The following is a 24,663-nucleotide window of genomic DNA, read 5'->3' as shown; positions in this document are numbered from 1 at the left end:
CTGTGGAGCAGTGCGAGAAGGGCTTGCCAATATCCTTACGCCGGAGGCATACCCGATCCTGCCTCGCGACAACCGGTGTGCCTCATCTGGTCACCAGCCGCCAGTCGTCGGGCAAGCGGGCCGCGGTGATCTGTGCGCCCTCGGCCTCCAGATCGACGGTGGTCGTGCCGAGCCGCAACGCGCGCAGCGAGACCTTCCCCCACCGCGCCGGAAGCTGCGGCCGCACGGTGAGCGTCCTGGCCGGCGCATCGGGGTCGAGTCCGAGGAACGCGCGCACCAGCAGCAACGGCGCCGCGCTCGCCCACGCCTGCGGAGAACAGGAGGTCGGGTACGGCACGGGCGTGGCGAATCGCGAGCGGGGAAAGCCGCAGAACAACTCCGGCAGGCGTCCGTCGAACACCGCCGCCGCGTCCAGCAGGCCGGTGGCCAGCCGGGTCGCCAGCTCGACCGCCCCGGGCACGTGCCGATAACGCAGCAGGCCTGCCACCGCGATCGCCGTGTCGTGCGGCCAGACCGAGCCGCAGTGATAGCTCATCGGGTTGTAGGCGCCCATGTTCGACGCCAGGGTGCGCAGTCCGAAGCCGGAGTCCATCTCCGAACCCGCCAGCCGCGCCACCACTTCCGCCGCGTGCTCGTCGGTGGCGATGCCCGACCAGAGGCAGTGCGCCACATTGCTGGTCAGCGCGTCGACCTGACGCTTGCCGCCGTCCAGCGCCACGGCGTACCAGCCGCGGTCGGGCAGCCAGAACTGCTCGGCGAATTTGACGCGCAACTCCGCGGCGCGTTCGCGCAGCTGACCGGCCAGCCGCGGGTCGTCGAACGCTTCGGCCAGCTCGGCTCTGGCCAGCATCGCGGCGTGCACGTACCCCTGGACCTCGCACAGCGCGATGGGCGCCTCGGCGATATGGCCGGTGGCGTCGTTGATTCCGTCGAAGCTGTCCTTCCAGCCCTGGTTGATCAGGCCGCGGTCGGTGGCGCGGCGGTACTCGACGAAGCCGTCGCCGTCCCGGTCGCCGTAGTCGGTGATCCAGCGCAACGCGGCGTCGGCCGCGGGCAGCATCTGCCGGATCGCCTCCTGGTCGGCGCCCCAGCGATGGCATTCGGCCAGCAGCATCACGAACAGCGGTGTGGCGTCGGCGGTCCCGTAGTAGATGTTGCCGCCGAAGACTTGTCCGCCCGCCGGGCCGCGGCGCATCTCGTGCATGATGCGTCCGGGTTCCTCCTCGGTGAGCGGGTTGACGTCCTGTCCTTGCAGTTCCGCCAGCTGCTGCAGTGTGCCCAGCGCCAGATCGACCTCCAGCGGCAGCGCCATCCACGCGGTGAGCAGGCTGTCGCGCCCGAACAGGGTCATGAACCACGGCGCGCCCGCGGCGACGAACGGCCGGGCGTCGCCGGATTCGTCGTGCATCTGCAGCGCGCCCAGGTCGCTTTCGGTGCGGCGCAGCACCCGGGTGAGCGCCGGGTCGGATGCGGCGATGTCGGTGGCGGTGTCGCGCCACGCCTCGATCTTGCGGCCCGGCGCGCTGATCCCGTAGTGCTCGCCCGGCGAGATGGCCTGGAAGCGCTGATTGCCCACTGTCGGTTGCGCGATGATCTCGGTCTGCCAGCATTCGCCGACCGGCACGATCACCCGCCACAGCAGCGAACCGGGGAGAACCTCCGGTTCCACGGTCGCCGAGATCGAGATCCCCCGGCTGCGGTCGGCGTGATCGTGCAGCACGAGTTCGCCGTCGGCGACGGTCACGTCGGCCCGCGCGTGCCCCGCGCGGCCCTCCTTCACCGCGAAGAGATCGACGAAATCGGCGTCCACGTGCAGTTCGAGCAGCACCGCCGTCGGTTCACGGCCCATGTTCTCCAGCGTGATCAGCTCGTGCATGCCGTCGGCCACGATCCGTTCGCGCACCACCAGCAGCGTGCTGTCGGCCAAGCCCGCCTGCGGGGGCCTGCGCAACACGAACCTGGCGGCGAACGCCTCCGGACTCAGCACCGAAAGCGACTCGGCGGGTTTGCCGTTCACCAGCAACTCCCAGCGGGACAGCACGCGCGCGTCCCGGAAGAACAATCCGTGCGGTTTCCCCGGTTCGACGTCACCGAGCCGATTGGACAGGCAGAACGTGCCGCCTTCGACCAGGGTCACCGAGCCGCACCCCCCGAACCCGGTCGGCTCACCGGAGTTCAGGGGGGCGGGGCTCAACGGTGCGGAATCGGTCACGCCAATCCGCTCGCCGCGATCCGGATCGGCGCGACGCCGCCGGCCGTGGCGTCGAGCGGAGCGGCAGCAGGCGCAGCGATGTCCACCGGCGCGGCGCCGAACCGCTTCTTGGAGCGCAGCAACCGGCGATACACCTGTTCGTAACCGAAGCCGAGCGTGTCGGAGCCGAAATTGGCCTGCACGTGGGCTCGGCACGCGTACGGGTCGATGCCCCTGACCTCATCGATGGCCATGGGCAATTCGGCGGGATCCGTGCAGATACGGCCGGTCACGCCGTCGACGATCACCTCGGACACCGCCCCGCCGCGCAGCGCGACCACCGGCGTGCCACAGACCATGGATTCGATCATCACCATGCCGAACGGTTCCTCCCAGCGGATTGGGAACAACAGGCAACGCGCATTCGCAAGCAGCTTACGCTTGGCCGCCGCGTCGGCGAGACCGAACACGTGATCGTTTTCCGTCAACAGCGGCCGCACCTTCTCCTCGAAGTAGGCCTGCTCGGGACGCTCGCTGCACTTGCCCGCCAGCACGAGCGGGATCCCCGCGGCGTGCGCGGCTTCCAGCGCCAGGTGCGGCGCCTTGCACTCGTTGAACCGGCCGAGGAACAGCGCGTAGTCGTCCTTTTCCACGCGGAACGGCCAGTCGTCGACGTGCAGCGCGTTGTGCACGCGCCCGGCCCAGTTCAGACCCGGCGCCAGCTCGCGCTGGCGGTCGCTGATCGCCACCAGCGCCACCTCGTCGCCGAGATCCTGGTAATAGCGGTAGATGTCGTCCTCCACCGGCCCGTGCACGGTGAGCACCGTAGGCAGGCCCATGTTGTGGAAGACGGACGCGTTGAGCGGGCCCGCGAAGGTGTGGTCGTGCACCAGGTCGATACCCGATGTGGCCACGAGCTTCTCGATCGCGCGGCGCACCCGCAGCGCGTGCACGACCTCGGGGAACGGCTCACCGAGGCGCTCGGGCAGCGCTCGCTCCCACACCGGCACGAACTTGGCCTTCGTCCCTGGCTCCCCGGCGCCCAACAGCGTGACGTCATGGCCACGGGCCACCAATGCGTCGACAAGATCGGCCACCACGGCCTCGACACCGCCGTATGCCTTGGGCGGCACGTCGAAGTACGGCGGCACGACCATCGCGATGCGAAACGGGCCGCTCGAACGATCTGTCGACAAGTAGTCGCACGCCGGCATCTCCAGATCGGACGACGCCTGCGCGGAAATCGGCACGGAAAGCGCGCTCATGACCCTCCTTCCAGGGACAACCAAGTAGCACTCACTCGCATTCACCCAGCACTCGGAGTACCGGGCGCCGAACTGAACTAAGTGGCCGCCGCGGCGGGGGTGAAGACCTAGCTGCACCGCCGTCCATGGGGCTTGGTTGGCCTGGTCACGCCGTCGGCATGAGCAGGGGGGCCGAGTGGGAGGTACCTCAGACGGGGTCGTTCAAACCAAACAGTTCGGGAAAAATCGCACCGCCCAGCGTTCGTTCGGCAACCGATGGGTAAGCCGGTGGCCCCGCCTTGTCGGCCGAGGCGCGCCTCACCCGTCGAGGACGACCCGCGGATCGTGGTCGGTCGGGGTGGCGTCGCCGCCCGCCACGACGAATGACAGCAGATCTTCCGCTTCGGCTCGCACCGCTGCCTCGTCGGAGGCGGACAGCGGGTGCCAGGGAACGATGCGCAGCGTGGCGCCGTCCAGCGACCAGCGGCCGTGCACGAATCCGTCGACCAGGTACACCGCAACGCCCGCGGAGGCCTCCTTGGCGGTGCGCTTGCGGTCCTCTTCGCCGACGATCCTGCGGCGGTCCTTGTGGCCGAGCAGCGCGTTGTCGAAGGCGGGCAGAAAACGCACGGGCACAGGCAGTTCCGGGTCGGCCAAGGGCGCGTCCGGCAGATCGAACAGCACGCGATGCTCGTCGTCGGTGAACACGCGCAGCCGGGGGCGCAGATCGTCGACGACCTCGGCCAGCCGGGTGATGCCGGCCCACGCCTGCATGTCGGTCACCGTGGCCGGTCCGAAAGCGGCCAGGTAACGCAGCACCAGCGTCGCGGGCTGCGGCGCCGCCATCGGCGTGCCCGTCCATTCCTCGGCCGACCCGACCGTGACGAACCGATTGCGCCATCGCCCCCACGCGCCGGTCTCGGGGCCGTGCGTCAACGGCACCAGTAGCTCGACGGTTTCGGCGAGTCTGCGCGGGTGCCTGCCCGGGAAGCGCCGGGCGAGCAGGTCGCCCAGTTCGCGGCGGCGCAGGTGCTGCCCGGCCAGCAGTTCGCGTCCGGCCGCGGCGAGCGCGGCCAAGTCGACGCCGTCGATCTCGTCCCGGAAGTACGGCGTTTTCAGCGCCGCGACGACCACGGACTGCACCGTCGGCCGCAGCCACCGATAGTCCTCGGCGTCGGCCAGGTGCACGGTCCGGCGAATCATGGTGGAACGCACCAGCGAGCGATCGCGCAGCAGCGCGGCCAGGTCGTCGTGCCGGAAGTCCGCCAGACGCGACCACAGCCCCACATAGGGCCAGTTCGGTTCCTGGCCCTGCACCGCGACCAGCTGCCGGACGAGTTCCAGCGGGGGCATGCGCACCCGCTCCACCAGCTTCTGGCGGACCAGCAGCGCCCGATTCAGCTCGCGCAGTGAGAGTTTCGTCATGCGACCATCGTCGCCCAGCCCACCGACACCTCGGCGCCTGCCGCGCCAGCGGGACTCACTGATCCGGTAGGCAGCGCCCCGGGTCGGGCAGGTCGGCGCACGGCGCGTTGCCGTGCGCACGCAGCACCTCTTTGCCGGTCTGATCGGTCAGGAAGTGCAGGAAACTCGCGGCGAGCGAGTCCCCGGGCAGTTCGCCGTTGCTGTAGGCGTATTCCACTCCCCAGAAGGGATAGGTGCGCCGCACGGCGGCGTCGCGGCCCGGGCCGACACCGTCGATCACGACAGTCGGCAGACCAGCGTCGACGGCCTCCGAGAACTCGGCATAGCCGATGGCGCCGGGGATCTCGGCCACCGCCTTGCGCATATCGGCGGTCAACTGCACCTCGCAGTGCGCGGGCTCGGTGACGACCGTGCCCTTCAGCGCCGTGCAGCTCATGTGCGGGCGATCCGGTTGGGAGCCGTCGAGCAGCCTGCGCTCGAGGGTGTTTCGCGAACCCGAACCCGGAGTGCGGTTGACCAGCACCACGGGCAGGTCCGGACCGCCAACCGCACGCCAGTTGCCGATCTTGCCCCGGTACAGATCCTGGATCTGGGCGACGGTGAGACCGCGGATCCCCACGCCGGAATGCACGATCAGGGCGAACAGCGACAACGCGAGCGGGCGGTGTACCAATGCCGGATAACCGCTGCCCTTCGCGCCGTCGGTGATGGCGAGCAACCCGGCGTTGCCCGCGCCCTCCTCGGCGAGCCGGTCGAGCCCGCGCTCGGTGCCTTCGAAGCCGAACGCGAAATCCGCCTCGATGCACCGCTTGCGGTACTGCGCGGCGGCTTCCTCGAGCACCGGTCCGAACGCCGAGGACCCGACCACGGTCAGTTTGCCCGAGGCGCACTCGAGCGGCGTCGGCGACGGGTCCACCGCGGCCACCACCAGCTGGACGACGATCACCAGCACCAGGAACACCGTGAGCGCGATCATCATCAGAGGAATGCCGGTGCGGCTGCGGGTTTCGGTGAGCCGGCCGCCTTTGATGCCGCCACGCAATACGGGTTGCGGGTATTCGCCGACGCCTTCGGAACGCTGCAGAATCGCCAGGATCTTGTAGTGATCGCCGGGACCGAGCGGCACCTTCGGCAGATCGATCACGCCGATGTGCCCACTGGTGTCCTCGCGCACCGCGATGCCGGAGTCGGCGTCGAGATTGTCGGCCAGCGCGGGATCGCTGAGCTCGTTCACCGCCATCCCGATCACCCGGCGCTGCGGAAAGCGCAAGTGCAGACCGATCCGCGCGGCGTCCGGCGCCTTGTAGTCGTGGGAATCGATCGTCGTGACGCCGCTGTTCTCGATGCGCACCAGGACGACCGAGATGTCCTTCAGGTCCGGGGTCGCGCCGTCGGATGAGGGGCGCAGCTGCGGCAGCACGCCGGGGAACACCGAGTCGATCTCGCCGGTGACGGGCGTGTCCATCTGCACCCGGTAACCGAGCCGTCTACGACCGGCGAAGACGAACTCCCACAGGAACGCGCCGATGGGCACGGCGATACCGATGAGCGCGAGTACGATTTCGAGCGGAAAGTCGCCCACCAGTTGATCCCACCCCCAGCAATCGTGTGGCCCTCGTTCTCGGCGGCAATCGCCTTCCGACACAGCCGAAATCGAACTATCCGACAATAGTCGACCCGGCGGTCACCCGTGCGCGAGAGTCCAGGTGAGGAGATCCGCCAGCGGCCACGTGTTGATCACCTGTTCTGCCGCGACACCGTTCGCGACGGCGCGCTCGCAGCCATAGCCCTGCCAGTCGAGCTGCCCGGGTGCGTGCGCGTCGGTGTCGATCGAGAAGTGACAACCCATCTCGGCGGCCAGTCGCAGCAACCGCGAAGGGGGATCGAGTCGTTCGGGCCTGCTGTTGATCTCCACGGCGGTGCCGTAGGTGCGGCATGCCTCGAACACCACCTCGGCGTCGAACGTCGACTCCGGCCTGGTGCCACGTCCACCAGTGACCAGGCGGCCGGTGCAGTGACCGAGCACGTCGACATTGGGGTCGGCGACCGCGTACGCCATCCGTTTGGTCATGGTCGCGCTGTCGTCGCGAAGACGCGAGTGCACGCTGGCCACGACGATGTCCAGCCGGGCCAGCAGGTCCGCCTGCTGGTCGAGGGTGCCGTCGTCGAGGATGTCCACTTCGATGCCGGTGAGGATGCGGAACGGCGCCATCCGCTCGTTGAGCTCGGCGACCACATCCAACTGCTTGCGCAGCCGGTCGGCGGACAAGCCGTTGGCCACCGTCAGGCGCGGCGAATGGTCGGTCAACGCACAGTATTCGTGCCCGAGCGCGGCCGCCACCCGCATCATCTCCTCGATCGGGCTGCCGCCGTCGGACCAATTCGAGTGCGTGTGCAGATCACCGCGCAGCAGTTCCCGCAGCGGCTTGCCCGGAGCTCCGATCGGCTGCGCGGCCGCGCGCAGCTCGGCCAGGTAGCGTGGCACCTCACCCGCGTACGCCTGGTCGATGACGGCGGCGGTCTTGGGTCCGATGCCCGCGAGCTCGGTCCAGTTGCCTGCCGCCCGCCGCGCCGCGCGCTCGTCGGCGGACAGTCCGGCGACGACCTCGGCGGCGCGGCGGTATGCCTTCACCCGATGGGTTTCCGCTCGGGAGCGCTCCAGCCAGAAACCGATCTCCCGCAGCGCCGCCTCCGGACCGGGCGCCGCGGCCCGGTCCGGCATGCCACTCGGATGCTGGTCCGGCACCTGCTACGGCACCCGGCTGTATTTGACGAACGCCACCCCGTCCTCGAACACCGTGCTGGTGATCACCCGGAATTTGGCCGGTTCCGGCAGCCGCGACCCGGCGCCGAACAGCGCGCGCCCGCGGCCGAGCACGATCGGATAGAGCTTGAGGAAGATCTGGTCGATCTCCGGCAGCAGCGCCTGCGCCAGTTCGCCGCCGCCGCACAGCCAGATGCCCAGTCCGCTCTCCCGCTTGAGCGCACGGACCTTCTCGACCGGGTTCTCCGAGATCAGCTCGACAGCTGGATCCGGGCTCTCGGGCAGTGTGGTCGAGACCACGAATTGCCGCAGGTGCGCGTACGGAGTCGACGTGCCGGTGCGGACCCCGAAGTCGTGCGTCTTGCGTCCCATCAGCACCGTGTCGAAGTAGCGATTGCGTTCCTCCAGCCCGATCGCTTCGCGCACCTTGGTCGGCAGCGTCTCGGGGTACTGCGCGTTGATCGACGGACCGTGATCGCCGCCGACGGGGAAGAAGTCGACCGAGCCGTCCTCGGTGGCGATGAATCCGTCGATCGTCGAGGCGACGTAATAGGTGAGCTTGCGCATGCTTCCCTTCCTCACGGTCGGCTGACATTCCGAACCGCCCTGAGGAAACGGTAGCTCGCCCGCGCTAGCGACGGCGGGGCTTCGGCTGGCAGCGCGGACAAGAGTAGGACGAGCGGTTCATGAACCGCTCCCGGATGATCGGCGCACCACACCGGCGACACGGTTCGTGCTCCCGACCGTATACGGCGAGGGAGCGTTCGAAGTAGCCCGACTGGCCGTTGACGTTCACATACAGCGCGTCGAACGACGTACCGCCCGCGGCGAGCGCTTCCCCCATCACCATGCCGACTTCGGCCAGCAATCCGCGCACCGCGGGCCGCGACAGCCCCGAGGCGAGCCGGCCACCGTGGATCTTCGCGCGCCACAGCGCCTCGTCGGCGTAGATGTTGCCGATTCCGGAGACGACGCCTTGATCGAGCAGGACACGCTTGATCTCGGTCTGCTTGCGCCGGATGACGGCGACCACGGACTCGACGTCGAAACGCGGGTCCAGCGGGTCGCGGGCGATGTGCGCGACCGGCTGCGGCACCAGGGTGCCGTCCACCTCGACCAGCGGCGCTAGCGCCCAGCCGCCGAAAGTGCGCTGGTCGACGAAGCGCAGCTGGGTGCCGTCACCGAAGGTGGCCCGGATGTGCGCGTGCTTCTCCAGCGGCGCGTCGGCGGGCTGGACCAGCATTTGACCGCTCATGCCGAGATGCACGACCAGGGCGGCTTCGGGGTCGTCGAAGGTGAGCCAGAGGAATTTGCCGCGCCGCTCGGCCGACTCGACCTTCAGGCCGGTCAGCCGGGCGGCGAGATCGGCGGCGCCTTCGAGATGGCGGCGCACCGAGCGGGGATGGGTGATCGCCACCGATTCGACAACCCGGCCGACCACGTGCTCGGCGAGCCCGCGTCGCACGACCTCGACCTCGGGTAGTTCGGGCACGTCAGGTTTCGGCGGTCAGCGCCTCGTAGGCGGCCCCCGCGGCCTTCTGCTCGGCTTCCTTCTTGGACCGGCCGACACCCTGCCCGTAGGCACGTCCGCCGACCACCGTGGTGGCGGTGAATTCCTTGTCGTGGTCCGGCCCGGTCGAGGTGATCTCGTAACTGGGCACGCCGAGACCACGCTCGGCGGTGAGTTCCTGCAGGCTCGTCTTCCAGTCCAGGCCCGCGCCCATGCGCGGTCCACGCTCGAGCAGCTCGGCGAACAGCCGCAACACCACGGAGCGAGCCACTTCGATGCCGTGCTCCAGGTGCACGGCGCCGAGCAGCGACTCCATACCGTCGGCGAGGATGCTCTCCTTGTCCCGGCCACCGGTGAGTTCCTCACCTTTGCCGAGCAGCAGGTGCGCACCGAGGCCGCCTTCGCCGAGCCCACGGGCCACTTCCGCGAGGGCGCGCATGTTCACCACGCTCGCGCGCAGTTTGGCCAGCTCACCCTCGCTCTTCGAGGGATGCTCGTGATACAGCCGTTCGGTGATGCTCAGTCCGAGCACGGAGTCGCCGAGGAACTCGAGACGCTCGTTCGTCGGCAGACCACCGTTCTCGTACGCGTACGACCGATGGGTCAGCGCGAGACGCAGCAGATCCGGCTGCACATCGACGCCCAACGCGGCGAGCAGGCTCGCGTGTTCACCGGACGAGTCGGGTTCGTCGGTCACGTCGCTACGACAGGTCGAACGATCAGACCGCGGCGGTGACCTGGCGGCCCTTGTAGGTGCCGCAGGACGGGCAGGCGATGTGCGGCAGGGTCTTCTCGCCGCAGGCGCGGTTCGGGCAGGTGATCAGGGTCGGCGCGGTGGCCTTCCACTGGCTGCGCCGCGACCTGGTGTTGGAACGGGACATCCGGCGCTTGGGAACGGCCACGACTACTTCTCCTCTGTCTGATTGCTCTGCCGGTTCGGCTGATCGGTCTTGCTCAGTGGTCTGGGTCGGCCGCACCCTCGTCGGGGCTGCCGGTGCCGGGCGATCCGGAGGCGAACTTAGCCAGTCCGGCCCAGCGAGGGTCAAGTATCTCATGCCGGTGGTCGGATCCCGCAATCGCCATCCGTACGCCGCATTCCGGGCACAATCCCGCGCAGTCCGGCGTGCACAGCGGCTGCAGCGGCAGCTCGAGACCGACCGCGTCGATCACCACGGGCTCCAGATCGATGAGGTCGTCGACCATGCGGTAGATCTCGTCGTCCTCGGTGGTCTGCTCGGTGGTGCTGTCCGGATAGGCGAACAGTTCGGTCAGCCGGAGGGTGACCGCGTCGCCGAACGACTCGAGGCAGCGCGAGCACTCCCCTTCGATCGGCGCGGTCACCGTCCCGGTGACCAGCACACCCTCGGACACCGCCTGCAACTGCAGATCGAGCTCCACCTGCGCGCCTACGGGAACGGCGATCAGATCCAGGCCGATCCGCTCCTCGGTGGTGACGGTGCGGTGCAGCTCGCGCATGGTCCCCGGCCTGCGGCCGAGGCTGCGGGTGTCCAGCGCGAAACCAGCGTCCGGGGAGCGGCGCTTGGCCGACTTGGGACGCGACGCGGAACCGGAACCGGCGGACATCACGAACTCGCTCACGATCGAGGGGATACGGGCAACCACTCAACAATACGCGATCATGCGGGGGTGACCCAAACTCACCCCACCGCGATCGACGCCGCTACCTGCGGAATTCGCTGGCGTAGTCGGGTGCGCCCGCACCGCTGCGGAGCTGATGCCGTCCCCGCCCGACCGTGCGCAGCGTGCTGGTCAGCGTCTCCTCGAAATCGGCCAGCCGGGAGTCGACGTAGTGGTCGCATTCCTCGCGCAGGCGATCGGCTTCGGCGTGCGCGGCGTCGATCACCCGCGCCGATTCGGCGTGCGCGGCGCGGACCACTTCGGTCTGCGTGACCAGCCGCTCCTGCTCGGCGAGCCCTTCGGCGACGGAGCGGTCGTAGGCGGCCTTGCCCGCCTCGATCATTCGCTCGGACTCGACGCGCGCCCGGCCGGTCACCGCCTCGTATTCGGCGTTTCCCTCGGCCACCACGCGATCGGCTGCCTCCTGAGCGGAGGCGACCAGACGATCGGCGTGCGCGCTCGCCTCGGCGACCATGCGGTCGGCGTGGGCCTTGGCGTCGGCCAGGATGCGATCGGCTTCCTCGCGCGCGGAGCCGATGGTGTGCTCGGCCTGTTCGTTCGCGCCGGTCACCGCGGTCTCGGCGGCGGTCCTGGCATCGGAGACGATCTTGTCGCGATGGTCGAGCACGTCCTGGGCGTCGTCGAGTTCGCCGGGCAGCGCGTCGCGGACGTCGTCGAGTAGCTCGAGCACATCGCCGCGCGGCACGATGCAGCTGCGGGTCGGCGGGATGCCGCGGGCCTCTTCGACGATGGCGACCAGTTCGTCGAGCGCTTCGAATACGCGATACATGCTCACTACCCTCCTGCGGACTCACGGCGAAACTTTCCGCCGAGCCCCAGTGTGCCCGTCGTCACCGCTCGTGCCGAGTCACTTTCCGGTGTGTCGGGCCAGTGTCTCGCACGCCACAGAAATCAAGTGGAGACTACCTCTCCGCTTCGTGTTAAATTCTTCTGGAAGGTCGACCAAGATCTTCACCCCCTACCGCGGTCCCCGGATCGCGGACCAGGAAGCCGGAGGTACGGGCAACCTGCCGTCGAATGTTGACAAGCTCCGACGCGCCAGCGATCGCTGAATACGCGCGATGAACGGAACCTGCCAAGAGTCGACGGGGGAAGCGGGCGATCACCATCGCCGTTGTCCTCGCCGATGGCCTGTGTTCGATCGGAAAGACGATGACTGTTCTGGAACTACCGCGACCGGCGGGAGGAAGCGCCACCAGCTTCTTCGTGCCGTGGGTGGGCCCCTACCCCGTGTTGCCGGCGACCTCGGTCGCGACCAGGTTCGGACAGCTCACCCGTTATCTGCGCGGCGATCGCGCCTTCGCGCAGCTGATCCGTTTCGCACTGGTCGGCGGATCCAGCAATATCGCCTACGTCCTGCTGTTCTTCGCCATGCACAGCGTCGGCCCGCTGGTCGCCAACGTCGTCGGCTCGGTGGTCAGCACCATGATCGCCAACGAGCTGCACCGGCAGCTCACCTTCCACGCCGCGCAACGGGTGGGCTGGTTCACCGCCCAGTGGGAGGGCGGCGGGCTCGCGCTGGTCGGCCTCGGCGTCACTACCGCGGGACTGGCCGCGCTCGGCCTGTGGGCTCCCGGAATCGGCGACACCGCTCAGGCCGCCGCCATCCTGGGGATCACCGCCGCGGTCGGCGGCATGCGTTTCCTCGCCCTGCGCGGCCTGGTCTTCTAGGCGGGACCAGTGGTTGCGTGCGCTCCAGTGATCAGTGATTGCGTGCACTCGAGTGATCAGTAGCTGCGTGCGCCCGACCGGAGTCGCGGTCGACGGTCCGTCGACGCCGACCGAGTAGTGGGCAACCCGTAACAGGTTTCCGCCGCCGCGCGGGGTCAGGGCTATCCCCATCGCCGCATCGGCGTTCGCGGAATTCGCGGTGCAGGTCGGGCGTGCGGTTCTCCGTCAGCTCTTGCGCTCGGCCAGACGGTCGACGAGGCGCTTGTGCACCGAGGGAGGCAGCATGTCGGTGACGTCGCCGCCGTACGCGGCGACCTCCTTGACCAGTGAGCTGGACAGGAAGCTGAAGGACGGGTTGGTGGCGATGAAGAACGTGTCCACCCCGGAAAGCTTCTTGTTCATCTGCGCCATCTGCAGTTCGTAGCCGAAGTCGCCCGCGTCGCGCAGGCCCTTCACGATCGCGGTGATGCCCTGCTCGCGGGCGAAGTCCACCAGCAGGCCCTGCCACGACTCCACCCGCACGTTGCCCAGGTGCGCGGTCGACTCGCGCAGCATCTCGATGCGCTCCTCGACGGTGAACATGCCCTGCTTCTTCGGATTGATCATGACGGTGATGACGACCTCGTCGAACTGGGCCGCGGCCCGGGTGAAGACGTCGAGGTGTCCGTGGGTCACGGGGTCGAACGACCCGGGGCACAGTGCTCCTGCCATGAGGCGACGCTAGCAGGACGCACGCGGCCGGGCCCGAGCGACCGGTTCCGCGCCTACGCGTCCGGCTCGTACTCCGCCAGATCGATGCGCGTTTCGCCGTATCGGCGCGACTTGGCCGGGACGAAGTCTGCGGGCCAAGCCGTTTCGGGCGATCGCGCCGAACGCTCCAGGACGACGAACGCTCCGGGACGCAGCCAGCCGTGCTCGGTCAGCGCACGCAGGTCGGCGAGGACCGCGGCGTCGTCCACCGCGTAGGGCGGGTCGGAGAACACCACGTCGAAAACGCCCGCCCCACCCAGTTGCAGCACACCGGCCACCGTCGCGACGCGCAATTCGGCGCCGGGCAGCCCCAGCTCGGCGATATTGCCGCGAACCACCGCCGCTGCCTTGCGGTCGGACTCGACCAGCAGCGCGTGCTGCGCGCCCCGAGACAGCGCCTCGAGCCCGAGCGCGCCGGAACCCGCGTACAGGTCCAGCACGCGCGTGCCCGCGAAGTCCAGCCGGGCGTCCAACGCGCTGAACAGCGCCTCCCGCACCCGGTCGGAGGTCGGCCTGGTGCCCGAGGGCGGCACCCGGAGGCGCCGCCCGCCCGCCGTTCCGGCGACGATCCGCGTCATCCGGCGGACGACTCCCGGACCGCCAGCTCGATGAGCAGGTCGCCGCCTTCGACCTGTTGCACAGCGCCGATGGCGACGCGGCCGACGGTGCCCGCCCGGGGCGCGGTGATCGCGGCTTCCATCTTCATCGCTTCGATGGTGCCGATGGTGTCGCCCGCCGCGACCGAATCGCCTTCGGACACCGCGAGTGTGACGACACCGGCGAACGGCGCCGCGACGTGGCCGGGGTTGGCTTTGTCGGCTTTCTCCGCGGCGGGGATCTCGCTGGCGATCGACCGGTCGCGGACCGAGATCGGCCGCAGCTGCCCGTTGAGGATGCACATCACCGTGCGCATGCCGCGCTCGTCGGGTTCGGAGATGGCTTCCAGGCCGATGAGCAGGGTGACGCCCTTCTCCAGCTGCACCCGGTGTTCCTCGCCGCGGCGCAGGCCGTAGAAGAACTGGTTGGCCGACAGACCCGAGGTGTCGCCGTACTTCTCGCGGTGGGCGAGGAATTCGGCGGTGGGCCCGGGGAACAGCAGCCGGTTCAACGTCGCCCGGCGCTCCTCGGAGGTACCGGCCAGGCCTTTCTCATCCGCGGGCGTCAACGGTGTCTCGGGCTTGGCCGCGCCGCGCCCGGCCAGCGCTTTGCTGCGGAACGGTTCGGGCCAGCCACCGGCGGGGGTGCCGAGTTCGCCGCGCAGGAACCCGATCACCGAATCCGGGATGTCGTAGCGGCCGGGGTCCGCGGCGAAGTCCTCGACGTCGACGCCGGTGCCGACCAGCGCCAGCGCCAGGTCACCGACGACCTTCGAGGACGGGGTGACCTTCACCAAGCGGCCCAGCAACCGGTCGGCGGCGGCGTATTTCGCCTCGACCTCCTCGAACCGGTCGCCCAGTCCGAGCGCGATGGCCTGCTGACGCAGGTTCGACAACTGACCGCCCGGAATCTCGTGGGTGTAGACGCGACCGGTGGGCGCGGGCAGTCCGGATTCGAAGGGCGCGTACACCTTCCGCAGCGCCTCCCAGTACGGCTCCAGGTCGCACACGTTCTGCAGGTTCAACCCGGTGTCGTATTCGCTGTGCGCGGCCGCGGCGACGATCGCCGAGAGCGCGGGCTGGCTGGTCGTGCCCGCCATCGCGGCGCTCGCACCGTCGACGGCGTCGGCGCCTGCCTGCCACGCGGCCAGGTAGGTGGCCAGCTGCCCGCCGGGCGTGTCGTGGGTGTGCACGTGCACCGGCAGATCGAAATTGCTGCGCAACGCGGTGACCAGCGTGGTCGCGGCCGGAGCGCGCAGCAGACCCGCCATGTCCTTGATCGCGAGCACGTGGGCGCCCGCGTCCACGATCTGCTCGGCCAGCTTCAGGTAGTAGTCCAGGGTGTAGAGCGTCTCGTCCGGATTCGACAGGTCGCCGGTGTAGCTGATGGCGACTTCGGCGATCGCGGTACCGGTCTCCCGCACCGCGTCGATGGCCGGACGCATCTGGTCGACGTTGTTGAGCGCGTCGAAGATCCGGAAGATATCGATGCCGGTGGCGGTCGCCTCGGAGACGAACGCGCGGGTCACCGCCTCCGGGTACGGGGTGTAGCCGACGGTGTTGCGGCCACGCAGCAGCATCTGCAGGCAGATGTTCGGGATCGCTTCCCGCAACGCCGCCAGCCGCTCCCACGGATCCTCGTAGAGGAACCGCAAGCCCACGTCGTAGGTGGCTCCGCCCCATGCCTCGATCGACAGCAACTCCGGGGTCAATCGCGCCACATGTCCCGCGACCCCGAGCAGGCCGTTGGTGCGCACGCGGGTGGCCAGCAGCGACTGGTGCGCGTCCCGGAAGGTGGTGTCGGTGACGCCGACCGCCTTCTGCTCGCGCAGCGCCCGCGCGAACCCTTCCGGTCCCAGCTGCAGCAGCCGCTGCCGGGAGCCGTCCGGCGGCGGCACGCTCAGATCGATGGCGGGGAGTTTGTCGTGCGGGTACACCGTGGTCGGCCGCTCGCCGTGCGGCTTGTTCACGGTGACGTCGGCCAGATAGTCGAGGATCTTGGTGCCGCGGTCGGCGGATTGGCGCAACGTCAGCAGCTGCGGGCGCTCCTCGATGAACGAGGTGGTGACCAGGCCCGCCTTGAAGTCGGGATCGTCCAGCACCGCCAGCAGGAAGGGAATGTTGGTGGCCACGCCGCGGATCCGGAATTCCGCCAGCGCCCGGCTCGCCCGCGCCACCGCCGCACCGAAGTCGCGGCCCCGGCAGGTGAGCTTGACCAGCATGGAGTCGAAGTAGGCGCCGATCTCGGCGCCCAAGTTGGCGCCACCGTCCAGGCGGATGCCCGCGCCGCCGGGCGTGCGGTAGGCGGTGATGCGGCCGGTGTCGGGGCGGAACCCGTTGGCCGGATCCTCGGTGGTGATCCGGCACTGCAACGCCGCGCCCCGGATGGTCACCGCGTCCTGGCTCAGCCCCAACTGCTCGAGCGACTCGCCGCCCGCGATGCGCAGCTGCGACTGCACCAGGTCGACGTCGGTGATCTCCTCGGTCACCGTGTGTTCCACCTGGATGCGCGGGTTCATCTCGATGAAGACGTGGTTGCCGCGCTCGTCCAGCAGGAACTCCACGGTGCCCGCGCACGAGTAGCCGATCTGCCTGGCGAAGGCGACCGCGTCGGCGCAGATCCGTTCCCGCAGCGCGGGGTCCAGATTCGGCGCGGGCGCCAGCTCGATCACCTTCTGATGCCTGCGCTGCACCGAACAGTCCCGCTCGAACAGGTGCATCACATTCCCGTGCTGGTCGGCCAGGATCTGCACCTCGATATGGCGGGGATTCACCACCGCCTGCTCCAGGAACACCGTCGGGTCGCCGAACGCCGACTCCGCCTCCCGCGAAGCCGCCTCGATCGACTCGCGCAACTGCTCGGGCGCGGCGACCCGGCGCATCCCGCGACCGCCGCCGCCGGCGACCGCCTTGACGAAGATCGGGTACTCCAGCTCGCGCGACGCGGCCAGCAGTTCCTCCACATCCGAGGACGGTGCGCTCGAACGCAACACCGGCAGGCCGGCCGCCTTGGCCGCCGCGATGGCGCGCGCCTTGTTACCCGCCAGTTCGAGGACCTCGGCCGACGGTCCGATGAAGGTGATGCCCTCGCGGGCACACGCCGCCGCCAGATCCGGGTTCTCCGACAGGAATCCGTATCCCGGGTAGATCGCGTCGGCGCCCGCGGACTTGGCCGCCTCGATGATCGCCTCGATCGACAGGTAGGCCCGCACCGGATGGCCGGGTTCGCCGATCTGGTACGACTCCGCCGCCTTCAATCGATGGACCGAATTGCGGTCCTCGTAGGGAAACACGGCGACCGTCCCGATGCCGAGTTCGTAAGCCGCGCGGAAGGCTCGGATGGCGATCTCGCCACGGTTGGCAACCAAGACTTTCGAGAACATTGACCTAAGGTACCCGGCTGCGTGAACCGCACCGACACGGAATCCCCCTTCGCGAACTTTTTCACAAAGCCGACTAGCACCGTTGCGAAGTTGCGTTCACCGTGCCGATACAAATGGCCGCGCCGGCAACCGGTGCGCTGCTCGGTAACCGGGTCCGGTTCGGTGTGCTCGTCCCACCGCGTCCTATGCTGAGAGCGCAGCTGGTTCACCGCAGCGCGACGAGATGGAGCCCCGACGTCGCGCGACGGAGTCGAGCCCGCCTGTGCGGCGACGCACGGCGGGTGAGAGGGAACCCGGTGAGAATCCGGGACTGTCCCGCAGCGGTATGCAGGAACGACCGCCGTCACCAGGCACTGAGTTCACCGGGCCGGAAGGTCCGCGACTCGGGAAGCGACGGCCAGTAGGTCGGCCATCGGGAGCATTCCGGCGTACGCCGGCCCGCACGGCCGGTGCCCGCGAGTCCGAAGACCTGCCAGCCGTGCCGGGTACGCCGTACCCGGCGGCCACCGCCTCGTGGATTGGGCGCGCGGATCACCAGCTGACGTGTCGGGGCTTCTCGGCCGGGAATATCACCGGCATGTCATAAGGTTCTCCGCCTGCCCGTATGGCGATGGCTTTCGTCCTCAGCAATGGAGAAACATCGTGACTGTTGCACAGCAGAAGCCGTTCACCGCGACGGTTCTCGGGCTTCCACGAGTGGGGCCACGACGCGAACTGAAGCGGGCTACCGAAGCCTATTGGGCGAGCAAGATCGACGCGGGCCGGTTACACGCCGTGGCGCGCGACCTGCGGCAGGCCCAGTTCGCCGAATTGCGAGCCGCGGGCTTGGACTCGATCCCCGTCGGCACGTTCTCCTACTACGACCAGATGCTCGACACCGCCGAACTGCTGGGCGCGCTGCCGCCCCGCGTCGCAGGGATCACGGATCCGCTGGACCGGTATTTCGCCGCCGCGCGCGGCACCGACACGGTCGAGCCCCTGGAGATGACCAAATGGTTCGACACCAATTACCACTATCTGGTGCCGGAGATCGGCCCGGAGACCGCGTTCTCGTTGCACCCGGAGAAACTGCTGGCGCAAGTGCGCGAGGCGCTCGAGCTGGGCGTGCCCGCCCGGCCGGTGGTGATCGGCCCGCTCACGTTCCTGAAGCTGGCGAAGGCGACCGGGGGCTCGGCACTCGCCCGGCTGATCGAACTGCTGCCGCTGTACCGCGAACTGCTGCGCAGGCTCGCCGTCGCCGGCGCCGAGTGGGTGCAGATCGATGAGCCGGTGCTGGTCACCGACCTCACGGCGGAGGAGATCGACCTGCTGCGGGTCACCTACGAGGAGCTCGCCGACGCCGCCGAGCGCCCGGCGATTCTCGTCGCGACCTACTTCGGTCATCCGGACGCCGCGCTCCCGGCGCTGGCGCGCACCGGAATAGAAGGAGTCGCCCTCGACTTCACCTCCGGCGTCGACGTCGCCGCGGTGGCGGCCGTGCCCGCGCTGACCGGCAAGCTGGTCGTCGCCGGGGTGGTGGACGGGCGCAACGTCTGGCGCACCGATCTCGACCGAGCCGCGGCCACTCTCGGTACGTTGCTGGGATCCGCCGGGCACGTGGCGGTTTCGAGCTCGTGCTCGTTGCTGCACGTGCCGTACGCGCTGGCCGCGGAGACGCGGTTGGACGAGCGTCTGCGATCCTGGCTGGCGTTCGGCGCGGAAAAGGTGACCGAGGTCCGCCTGCTCGCGACCGGGCTGAGCGAGGGCTCGGCGGCGATCGAGGCGGAATTGGCCGCGGTCCGCGCGGCGCTGGCGTCGCGGAAGTCGGATCCGCGGCTGAACGATCCCCGGGTACGTGCGCGGCTGGCCGCGCTCGGGCCGGACGCCGCCCGCCGCGCGCCCGCCGAACAACGCCGGGAACTGCAACGGGACCGTTTGCGGCTGCCTGCGCTGCCGACCACGACCATCGGGTCCTATCCGCAGACCTCGGCCATCCGGCTGGCGCGCGCCGCGCTGCGCAAGGGCGAGATCGACCAGGCGGAGTACGTGCGCCGGATGCGCGCCGAGATCGCGGAGGTCATCGCACTTCAGGAAGAACTGGGGCTGGACGTGCTGGTGCACGGCGAGCCGGAACGCAACGACATGGTGCAGTACTTCGCCGAGCAACTCGACGGGTTCGCGGCGACCGAGCACGGGTGGGTGCAGTCCTACGGGACGCGCTGCGTGCGGCCGCCGATCCTGTTCGGTGACGTCGCGCGGCGGGAGCCGATGACCGTCGACTGGATCGGGTACGCCCAGTCGTGCACCGACAAGCCGGTGAAAGGCATGCTGACCGGCCCGGTGACCATTCTGGCGTGGTCGTTCGTGCGCGACGACCAGCCGCTGGGCGAGTCCGCCCGCCAAGTGGCGCTGGCCATCCGGGACGAGACCGTGGACCTGGAGTCGGCGGGCATCCGGATCATCCAGGTGGACGAACCCGCCTTGCGTGAGCTGCTCCCGCTGCGGAGGGCCGATCAGCCCGGGTACCTGGAGTGGTCGGTGCAGTCGTTCCGGCTCGCCACGTCGGGGGTTTCCGATGCGACGCAGATCCACACGCATCTGTGCTACTCGGAATTCGGCGAGGTGATCGATGCGATCGCCGGGCTGGACGCCGATGTCACGTCCATCGAGGCGGCGCGCTCCCGCATGGAGGTGCTCGACGACCTGAACGCGGCGGGATTCGACCTCGGGGTCGGCCCCGGCGTGTACGACATCCACTCACCGCGGGTGCCCAGCGTGGAGGAGATCACCACCTCGTTGCGGGCGGCGCTGAAAGCCGTTCCGGCCGAGCGGCTTTGGGTGAATCCGGACTGCGGTTTGAAGACCAGGGAACGCGTCGAGGTGGAAGCCTCCCTGCGCAACATGGTCGCCGCCGCGGCGGCCGTGCGGTAAGCCTGCCCGCCGATCGTTGATCGGTGCCCCCTTCGCTCGCCGGAGGGGGCACCGAATCACGGACGCTTCAGTCGGATTGCGGCTCCGGCCGTGGGGGCTGCCGCCGCCGCAGGGTGTATCGATCACACGGTTCCTCCCGCCGCATCACCGGCAACTCCCGTGCCCGCGCCCGCATCCCCCGCCGCCACGCCGTATGACACCCGGAACAACGCTCCATCGGCTACCCCTCCTCACAAGTCGACCACGACACCGTCTTTCCCCTCTTGCCTACTTTCGACGCACGTACTCGCGATTCGGTTCCGCATAATCGGAGAATTCGCGGAGTCCGAGCACGATCTGTTCGACCGAGTGCCGCTCTACAGGCCGAAGGCCCGGTTGATCGCGGCCATGTCGAAGTAATCGCGCCACACGGTGATCTCGCCGTCGGCGACTTCGAAGAAGCCCATGACGGGGAGCGGGGTCTCACGTCCGGCGGAGCGGAGGGTGTCGGTGCGCTCGTTCATCACTACGGCGCCGGAAGCGACCTGGTGGTGGATGTCGAAGTCGATGGCGTCGAAGGTGGTCAGGAAGCCCGCGATGAAGTCACGGATGGCGGCGCGGCCGACGATGGGTTCCATCGGGATGTTGTGGTAGACGGCGTCCTCGGCGAAGTACGCGCTGATCCGATCCGGATCGGGGTCGGACCAGCTTCGGCACATCGCACGCACCAGTTCGTCGGGATCGGGCATTCGCTCTGCTCACTTCCTGCTGCCGGACCGCACCATTCAACCAAGCAATTGCTCGGCACGGAAGGGAACCGGCCCGCCCCCTCCGGTCAGTGGCTCACCGCCAGGTCGCGCTGCGGTACGCCGATGTACTCCGACAGCGGCCGGATCAGCGCGTTCGACGCCGCCTGCTCGATGATGTGCGCGGTCCAGCCGGTGATCCGGCTCATCACGAAGATCGGCGTGAACATCGCGATGTCGAAGCCCATCAGGTAGTAGGCGGGCCCTGCCGGGAAATCCAGGTTCGGCTCGATACCGGTGGCCTCGTCCATCGCGCGTTCCAGCGCGGCGCCCACGCGCAGCCACCGCTCGCCCCCGGTCACCGCCGCGACCTGCGCCAACTGTGCCCGCATGGTCGGCACCCTGGAGTCGCCGTGCTTGTAGACCCGATGCCCGAATCCCATCACTTTCTGCTTGTCGGCGAGCTTGGCGCGCAGCCATTCACCGGCGAGTTCCGGTTCGCCGATCTCCAGCAGCGCGTGCATGACGGCCTCGTTGGCACCGCCGTGCAGCGGGCCTTTCAGCGCGCCGATCGCCGCCGTGACCGCGCTGTAGATGTCCGATCGGGTGGAGGTGACCACCCGGGCGGCGAAGGTCGAGGCGTTGAAACCGTGTTCCGCGTACAGGATCAGCGAGGTCTCGAACGCCCGGACGATGCGTGGATCGGGTACCGCGCCGAAGCACATGTTCAGGAAGTTCTCCGCGAAGCCCAGGTGGGAGTGCGGCGCGACGAAATTCAGCCCGCGCCGCCTGCGCATGTCGGCCGCGATGACGGTCGGCAGCATCGCGGTCAAGCGCAGCGCCTTGGCCAGCAGCGCCCGCCGGGCGGGGACGCCGGTGAGATCCTCCTCCGGATCCTCGGCGCCCAGATAACTCACCACCGTCCGCACCACGTCCATCGGATGACACGAGTCGGGCATCTTCTCGACCAGCGACAGCACGGACCGATCGATCCGGCGCTGGGCGCGCTCGCGCCGGCACAGCAGTTCCAGTTGCGCGGCGTCCGGCAGTTCGCCGTACCAGAGCAGATAGGCGACCTCCTCGAAGCCGCAGTGCCGCGCCAGATCCGGCACCGCGTAGCCGCGATAGGTCAGAGAGTTGGTCTCCGCGACCACCTTCGATACGGCGGTGGTGTCGACCACCACGCCCGCCAGGCCCTTCTTGATCTCGGTCATGTCGTCACTCGCTCACGGTGAAGGTGAATATTCCTGCGTCGAATTCGCTGTAGCGCTGGTAGCGCAGCAGTTCGTAGAGGCGGGACCGGTGCTGCATACGGTCGAGCAGCGCGGCCTGCGTCCCGGTGCGGTCGATCTCGCGTAGCCCGTTCTCGACGGCGTGCATGGCCAGCCGCAAGGTGGTCACCGGATAGATGACCGCGTTGTAACCGAGATCCTCGAGCAGACGCGCGGTCAACAGCTGGGACTTTCCGAACTCGGTCATGTTCGCCAGCAAGGGAATTGGCACAGCGGCACGGAATCGCGCGAACTCCGACGCGTCGGCCAGCGCTTCGGTGAAGATCAGGTCCGCACCGGCGTCCGCGTAGGCCTGGGCCCGATCGATCGCGGCGGCCAATCCCTCGGTGGCGCGTGCGTCGGTGCGGGCGCAGACGACGAAGTTCGGGTCGCGCCGAGCCGACACGGCGGCGCGCAACCGCCGCACCATCTCCTCGACCGCCACCACGGACTTGCCGTCGAGGTGCCCGCAACGCTTCGGGTTGACCTGGTCTTCGATGTGGCAGCCCGCCAGTCCGGCGTCCTCCAGGAGGGTCACGGTGCGCGCGGCGTTCATCGGCTCCCCGAAGCCGGTGTCCGCGTCGATGAGCACCGGAAGCTCGGTCGCGCGTGCGATCTGCTGCCCACGCGCGGCCACCTCGCCGAGGGTGGTCAGCCCGATGTCGGGCAGGGCCAGCTCGGCCGCCAGCACCGCCCCCGAGACGTATACGCCTTCGAACCCGATCTCCTGGACCACTCGGGCCACCAACGGGTCGAAGGCGCCCGGCAGTCGCTGGATGCGTCCGGAGGCCAGACCGGCCCGGAACGCCACGCGCTTCTGTTCCGCGCTCGCCGCCGACGACAGCAGGCCGGTCACCGTACCCACCGCCCTGCGTTCAGCGCTGGCCCGCTCCACGCTGCCGAAGGCTCACCGGCATCACCGACGCGCGTTGCGATGCCCCCTTCGACGGCCCGATCGTGACCACCCGCCACGCCGAGCGCGTCCTCGCGGCGCCCACGGTGATCCCGGACGAGAACCGGCGCCCGCATCAGAAGACCCCGTCCGGAATACGCGGCGCCCGGCTCAGCACCTGCTCGGACACGGTGAAACTCAACTGGTCCAGCTCGCCGGGGGCCAGCTCCGGCGTCCGCTGGGCCGCGTCGAGGAAGCGCTCCTGTTCGTCCTCGGCGAGCACTCCCTCGGCCAAATCCCGGAACTTGGCGATGTATTGCGCTCGGCCGAAGGGACGCGCCCCGAGCGGATGCGCGTCGGCGACCGCCAACTCGTCGACGATCGTCTCCCCGCTCCGCAGCGTCACGACAGCCCGGGCGCCGAACGCCTTCTCACGGGGATCGGTGGCGTGGTATCGGCGGGTCCAGTCCGGATCCTCGGTCGTGCTGATCTTGCGCCACAGCGCGACGGTGTCCGGGCGTCGCGCCCGCTCCGGCGCGTACGACCGCTCGTGGTGCCAGGTCCCGTCCTGCAGCGCGACCGCGAAGATATAGGGCACCGAGTGGTCGAGGGTTTCGCGACTGGCGTGCGGATCGAACTTCTGCGGGTCACCGGAGCCGGTGCCGATCACCACATGCGTGTGGTGACTGGTATGCAGCACGATCGAGGCGATCTGATCCGGGTCCCCGATCCGCGCGCGCATCCGCCGGGCCAGATCGATCGGCGCCTGGCTCTGATATTCGGCCGAATGCTCTTTGGTGTAGCTGTCCAGGATCGCCCGCTTGGCCTCGCCCGGACCTGGCAGCGGCACCCGGTATTCGGCGTCCGGCCCGCCCAGCAGCCGGGCGATCACGCCGTCGGCGCCCTCCCAGATCGGCGCGGGCGCACCCTCGCCCCGCAGCGCGCGATCCACCGCCTCCACCGCCGCTTTCCCCGCGAACGCCGGAGCGTAGGCCTTCCAGCTGGAGATCTCGCCTTTGCGGGATTGCCGCGTCGCCGTGGTGGTGTGCAGTGCCTGGCCGAGCGCCTGGTAGATGGTTTCGGTGTCGAGCCGCAGCAGCGTTCCGATACCGGCCGCCGCGGAGGGGCCGAGGTGGGCGACATGGTCGATCTTGTGCTCGTGCAGGCAGATCCCGCGAGCCAGATCGATCTGGATCTCGTAGCCGGTGGCCAGCCCGCGGATCAGATCGGCGCCACTGCGGCCGAGATGCTGGGCGACGGCGAGGATCGGCGGAATGTTGTCACCGGGATGCGAGTACTCCGCGGCGAGGAACGTGTCGTGGAAATCCAGCTCCCGCACCGCGACGCCATTGGCCCACGCGGCCCATTCGGGCGAAACCCGCTGCCGGACGGGCAAACCGAACACCGTCGCGCCGCGGCGACCTGCGCGCGGCGAGTAGGGCTGTGCGGTGGCCTGGGCGCGCGCCGCGGCCACCGGGCGGCGGGTCAGCGACGCGGCGGCTACCGCGGCGTTGTCGATGATCCGGTTGACGATCATCGCGCCGGCTTCGGGGGTGACTTCGACCGGGTCCGCGGCCACTTCGGCGATCTTCGTCGCGAGATGATCCGACCGCGGGAACTCCTCGGCGGCGGAACGGGCCCGTACGGTGTGTATTTTCATGCATCCTCCACG

20 protein-coding genes and 1 riboswitch are annotated in these 24,663 nt (G+C 69.1%); of the genes, 2 read left to right on the top strand and 18 right to left on the bottom strand.

What is annotated here, in order from left to right; all coding sequences use genetic code 11:
• Positions 1 to 82 precede the first annotated feature (82 nt).
• The 11 genes from NNI01S_RS10155 to NNI01S_RS10105 all read right to left on the bottom strand — a co-directional run bounded on the left by NNI01S_RS10155 (position 83) and on the right by NNI01S_RS10105 (position 11,562).
• Positions 83 to 2,212, bottom strand: a complete 2,130-nt coding sequence (locus tag NNI01S_RS10155) for an amylo-alpha-1,6-glucosidase (RefSeq protein WP_435825024.1) — start codon at positions 2,210 to 2,212, stop codon at positions 83 to 85.
• The gene (locus NNI01S_RS10150; RefSeq protein WP_084488695.1) at positions 2,209 to 3,405 is read right to left on the bottom strand and encodes a glycosyltransferase family 4 protein; all 1,197 of its coding nucleotides are present in this window, start codon (positions 3,403 to 3,405) and stop codon (positions 2,209 to 2,211) included. The genes NNI01S_RS10155 and NNI01S_RS10150 overlap by 4 nt, the downstream gene beginning before the upstream one ends.
• Before the next feature lie 348 nt (positions 3,406 to 3,753).
• Positions 3,754 to 4,860, bottom strand: coding sequence for a winged helix DNA-binding domain-containing protein (locus NNI01S_RS10145; RefSeq protein WP_063019768.1), 1,107 nt, complete (start codon positions 4,858 to 4,860; stop codon positions 3,754 to 3,756).
• A gap of 55 nt (positions 4,861 to 4,915) precedes the next feature.
• Positions 4,916 to 6,442 (bottom strand): PstS family phosphate ABC transporter substrate-binding protein, encoded by a 1,527-nt coding sequence (locus NNI01S_RS10140; RefSeq protein ID WP_063019767.1) that lies wholly within the window; start codon positions 6,440 to 6,442, stop codon positions 4,916 to 4,918.
• 102 nt (positions 6,443 to 6,544) lie between these two features.
• The gene (locus tag NNI01S_RS10135; RefSeq protein ID WP_063019884.1) at positions 6,545 to 7,582 is read right to left on the bottom strand and encodes a PHP domain-containing protein; all 1,038 of its coding nucleotides are present in this window, start codon (positions 7,580 to 7,582) and stop codon (positions 6,545 to 6,547) included.
• A 27-nt stretch (positions 7,583 to 7,609) separates the two neighbouring features.
• Positions 7,610 to 8,191 (bottom strand): dihydrofolate reductase family protein, encoded by a 582-nt coding sequence (locus NNI01S_RS10130; protein ID WP_063019766.1) that lies wholly within the window; start codon positions 8,189 to 8,191, stop codon positions 7,610 to 7,612.
• Positions 8,192 to 8,255: 64 nt separating this feature from the next.
• Positions 8,256 to 9,116: a bifunctional DNA-formamidopyrimidine glycosylase/DNA-(apurinic or apyrimidinic site) lyase gene (mutM, locus tag NNI01S_RS10125; RefSeq protein WP_063019765.1), complete on the bottom strand. Its 861-nt coding sequence runs from the start codon at positions 9,114 to 9,116 to the stop codon at positions 8,256 to 8,258.
• Between the two features lies 1 nt (position 9,117).
• Positions 9,118 to 9,831 (bottom strand): ribonuclease III, encoded by a 714-nt coding sequence (rnc, locus tag NNI01S_RS10120; protein WP_063019764.1) that lies wholly within the window; start codon positions 9,829 to 9,831, stop codon positions 9,118 to 9,120.
• A gap of 22 nt (positions 9,832 to 9,853) precedes the next feature.
• The gene (gene rpmF / locus NNI01S_RS10115; protein WP_014987105.1) at positions 9,854 to 10,036 is read right to left on the bottom strand and encodes a 50S ribosomal protein L32; all 183 of its coding nucleotides are present in this window, start codon (positions 10,034 to 10,036) and stop codon (positions 9,854 to 9,856) included.
• Between the two features lie 52 nt (positions 10,037 to 10,088).
• The gene (locus NNI01S_RS10110) at positions 10,089 to 10,718 is read right to left on the bottom strand and encodes a YceD family protein (RefSeq protein ID WP_063019883.1); all 630 of its coding nucleotides are present in this window, start codon (positions 10,716 to 10,718) and stop codon (positions 10,089 to 10,091) included.
• A gap of 97 nt (positions 10,719 to 10,815) precedes the next feature.
• Positions 10,816 to 11,562: a DivIVA domain-containing protein gene (locus tag NNI01S_RS10105; RefSeq protein WP_063019763.1), complete on the bottom strand. Its 747-nt coding sequence runs from the start codon at positions 11,560 to 11,562 to the stop codon at positions 10,816 to 10,818.
• 383 nt (positions 11,563 to 11,945) lie between these two features.
• Between NNI01S_RS10105 and NNI01S_RS10100 the strand changes: the two genes are divergently transcribed.
• Entirely contained in the window at positions 11,946 to 12,464 is a 519-nt protein-coding gene (locus tag NNI01S_RS10100) for a GtrA family protein (protein ID WP_063019762.1), read from the top strand.
• A 225-nt stretch (positions 12,465 to 12,689) separates the two neighbouring features.
• Here the strand turns inward: NNI01S_RS10100 and coaD are convergent, their stop codons facing one another.
• Genes coaD through NNI01S_RS10085 form a run of 3 tightly spaced genes read right to left on the bottom strand, consistent with a single transcriptional unit; the run spans position 12,690 to position 17,193 of the window.
• A complete protein-coding gene (gene coaD, locus NNI01S_RS10095; protein ID WP_063019761.1) occupies positions 12,690 to 13,175 on the bottom strand; it encodes a pantetheine-phosphate adenylyltransferase in 486 nt (161 codons plus the stop codon).
• Between the two features lie 53 nt (positions 13,176 to 13,228).
• On the bottom strand, positions 13,229 to 13,792 hold the full coding sequence (rsmD, locus tag NNI01S_RS10090) for a 16S rRNA (guanine(966)-N(2))-methyltransferase RsmD (RefSeq protein WP_063019760.1): 564 nt from the start codon (positions 13,790 to 13,792) through the stop codon (positions 13,229 to 13,231).
• The gene (locus tag NNI01S_RS10085; RefSeq protein WP_063019759.1) at positions 13,789 to 17,193 is read right to left on the bottom strand and encodes a pyruvate carboxylase; all 3,405 of its coding nucleotides are present in this window, start codon (positions 17,191 to 17,193) and stop codon (positions 13,789 to 13,791) included. The genes rsmD and NNI01S_RS10085 overlap by 4 nt, the downstream gene beginning before the upstream one ends.
• A 262-nt stretch (positions 17,194 to 17,455) precedes the next feature.
• Positions 17,456 to 17,684, top strand: a riboswitch (cobalamin riboswitch).
• Between the two features lie 148 nt (positions 17,685 to 17,832).
• Here NNI01S_RS10085 and metE point away from each other — a divergent pair.
• Complete coding sequence (gene metE, locus NNI01S_RS10080; protein ID WP_063019882.1) at positions 17,833 to 20,103, top strand: 5-methyltetrahydropteroyltriglutamate--homocysteine S-methyltransferase; 2,271 nt, start codon at positions 17,833 to 17,835, stop codon at positions 20,101 to 20,103.
• Positions 20,104 to 20,459: 356 nt separating this feature from the next.
• Here metE and NNI01S_RS10075 read toward each other — a convergent pair whose 3' ends face one another.
• The 4 genes from NNI01S_RS10075 to NNI01S_RS10060 form a co-directional block, all read right to left on the bottom strand.
• The gene (locus NNI01S_RS10075) at positions 20,460 to 20,831 is read right to left on the bottom strand and encodes a nuclear transport factor 2 family protein (protein ID WP_063019758.1); all 372 of its coding nucleotides are present in this window, start codon (positions 20,829 to 20,831) and stop codon (positions 20,460 to 20,462) included.
• 86 nt (positions 20,832 to 20,917) lie between these two features.
• Positions 20,918 to 22,042 (bottom strand): bifunctional 2-methylcitrate synthase/citrate synthase, encoded by a 1,125-nt coding sequence (locus NNI01S_RS10070; protein ID WP_063019757.1) that lies wholly within the window; start codon positions 22,040 to 22,042, stop codon positions 20,918 to 20,920.
• Between the two features lie 4 nt (positions 22,043 to 22,046).
• Positions 22,047 to 22,955: a methylisocitrate lyase gene (gene prpB, locus NNI01S_RS10065; protein ID WP_063019881.1), complete on the bottom strand. Its 909-nt coding sequence runs from the start codon at positions 22,953 to 22,955 to the stop codon at positions 22,047 to 22,049.
• A 172-nt stretch (positions 22,956 to 23,127) separates the two neighbouring features.
• Positions 23,128 to 24,651, bottom strand: a complete 1,524-nt coding sequence (locus NNI01S_RS10060) for an MmgE/PrpD family protein (RefSeq protein WP_063019756.1) — start codon at positions 24,649 to 24,651, stop codon at positions 23,128 to 23,130.
• Positions 24,652 to 24,663 lie beyond the last annotated feature (12 nt).

The sequence above is a fragment of the Nocardia niwae NBRC 108934 = DSM 45340 genome (assembly GCF_001613465.1).
GTDB lineage: Bacteria > Actinomycetota > Actinomycetes > Mycobacteriales > Mycobacteriaceae > Nocardia > Nocardia niwae.
This window is presented reverse-complemented; position numbering and strand designations above follow the sequence as displayed.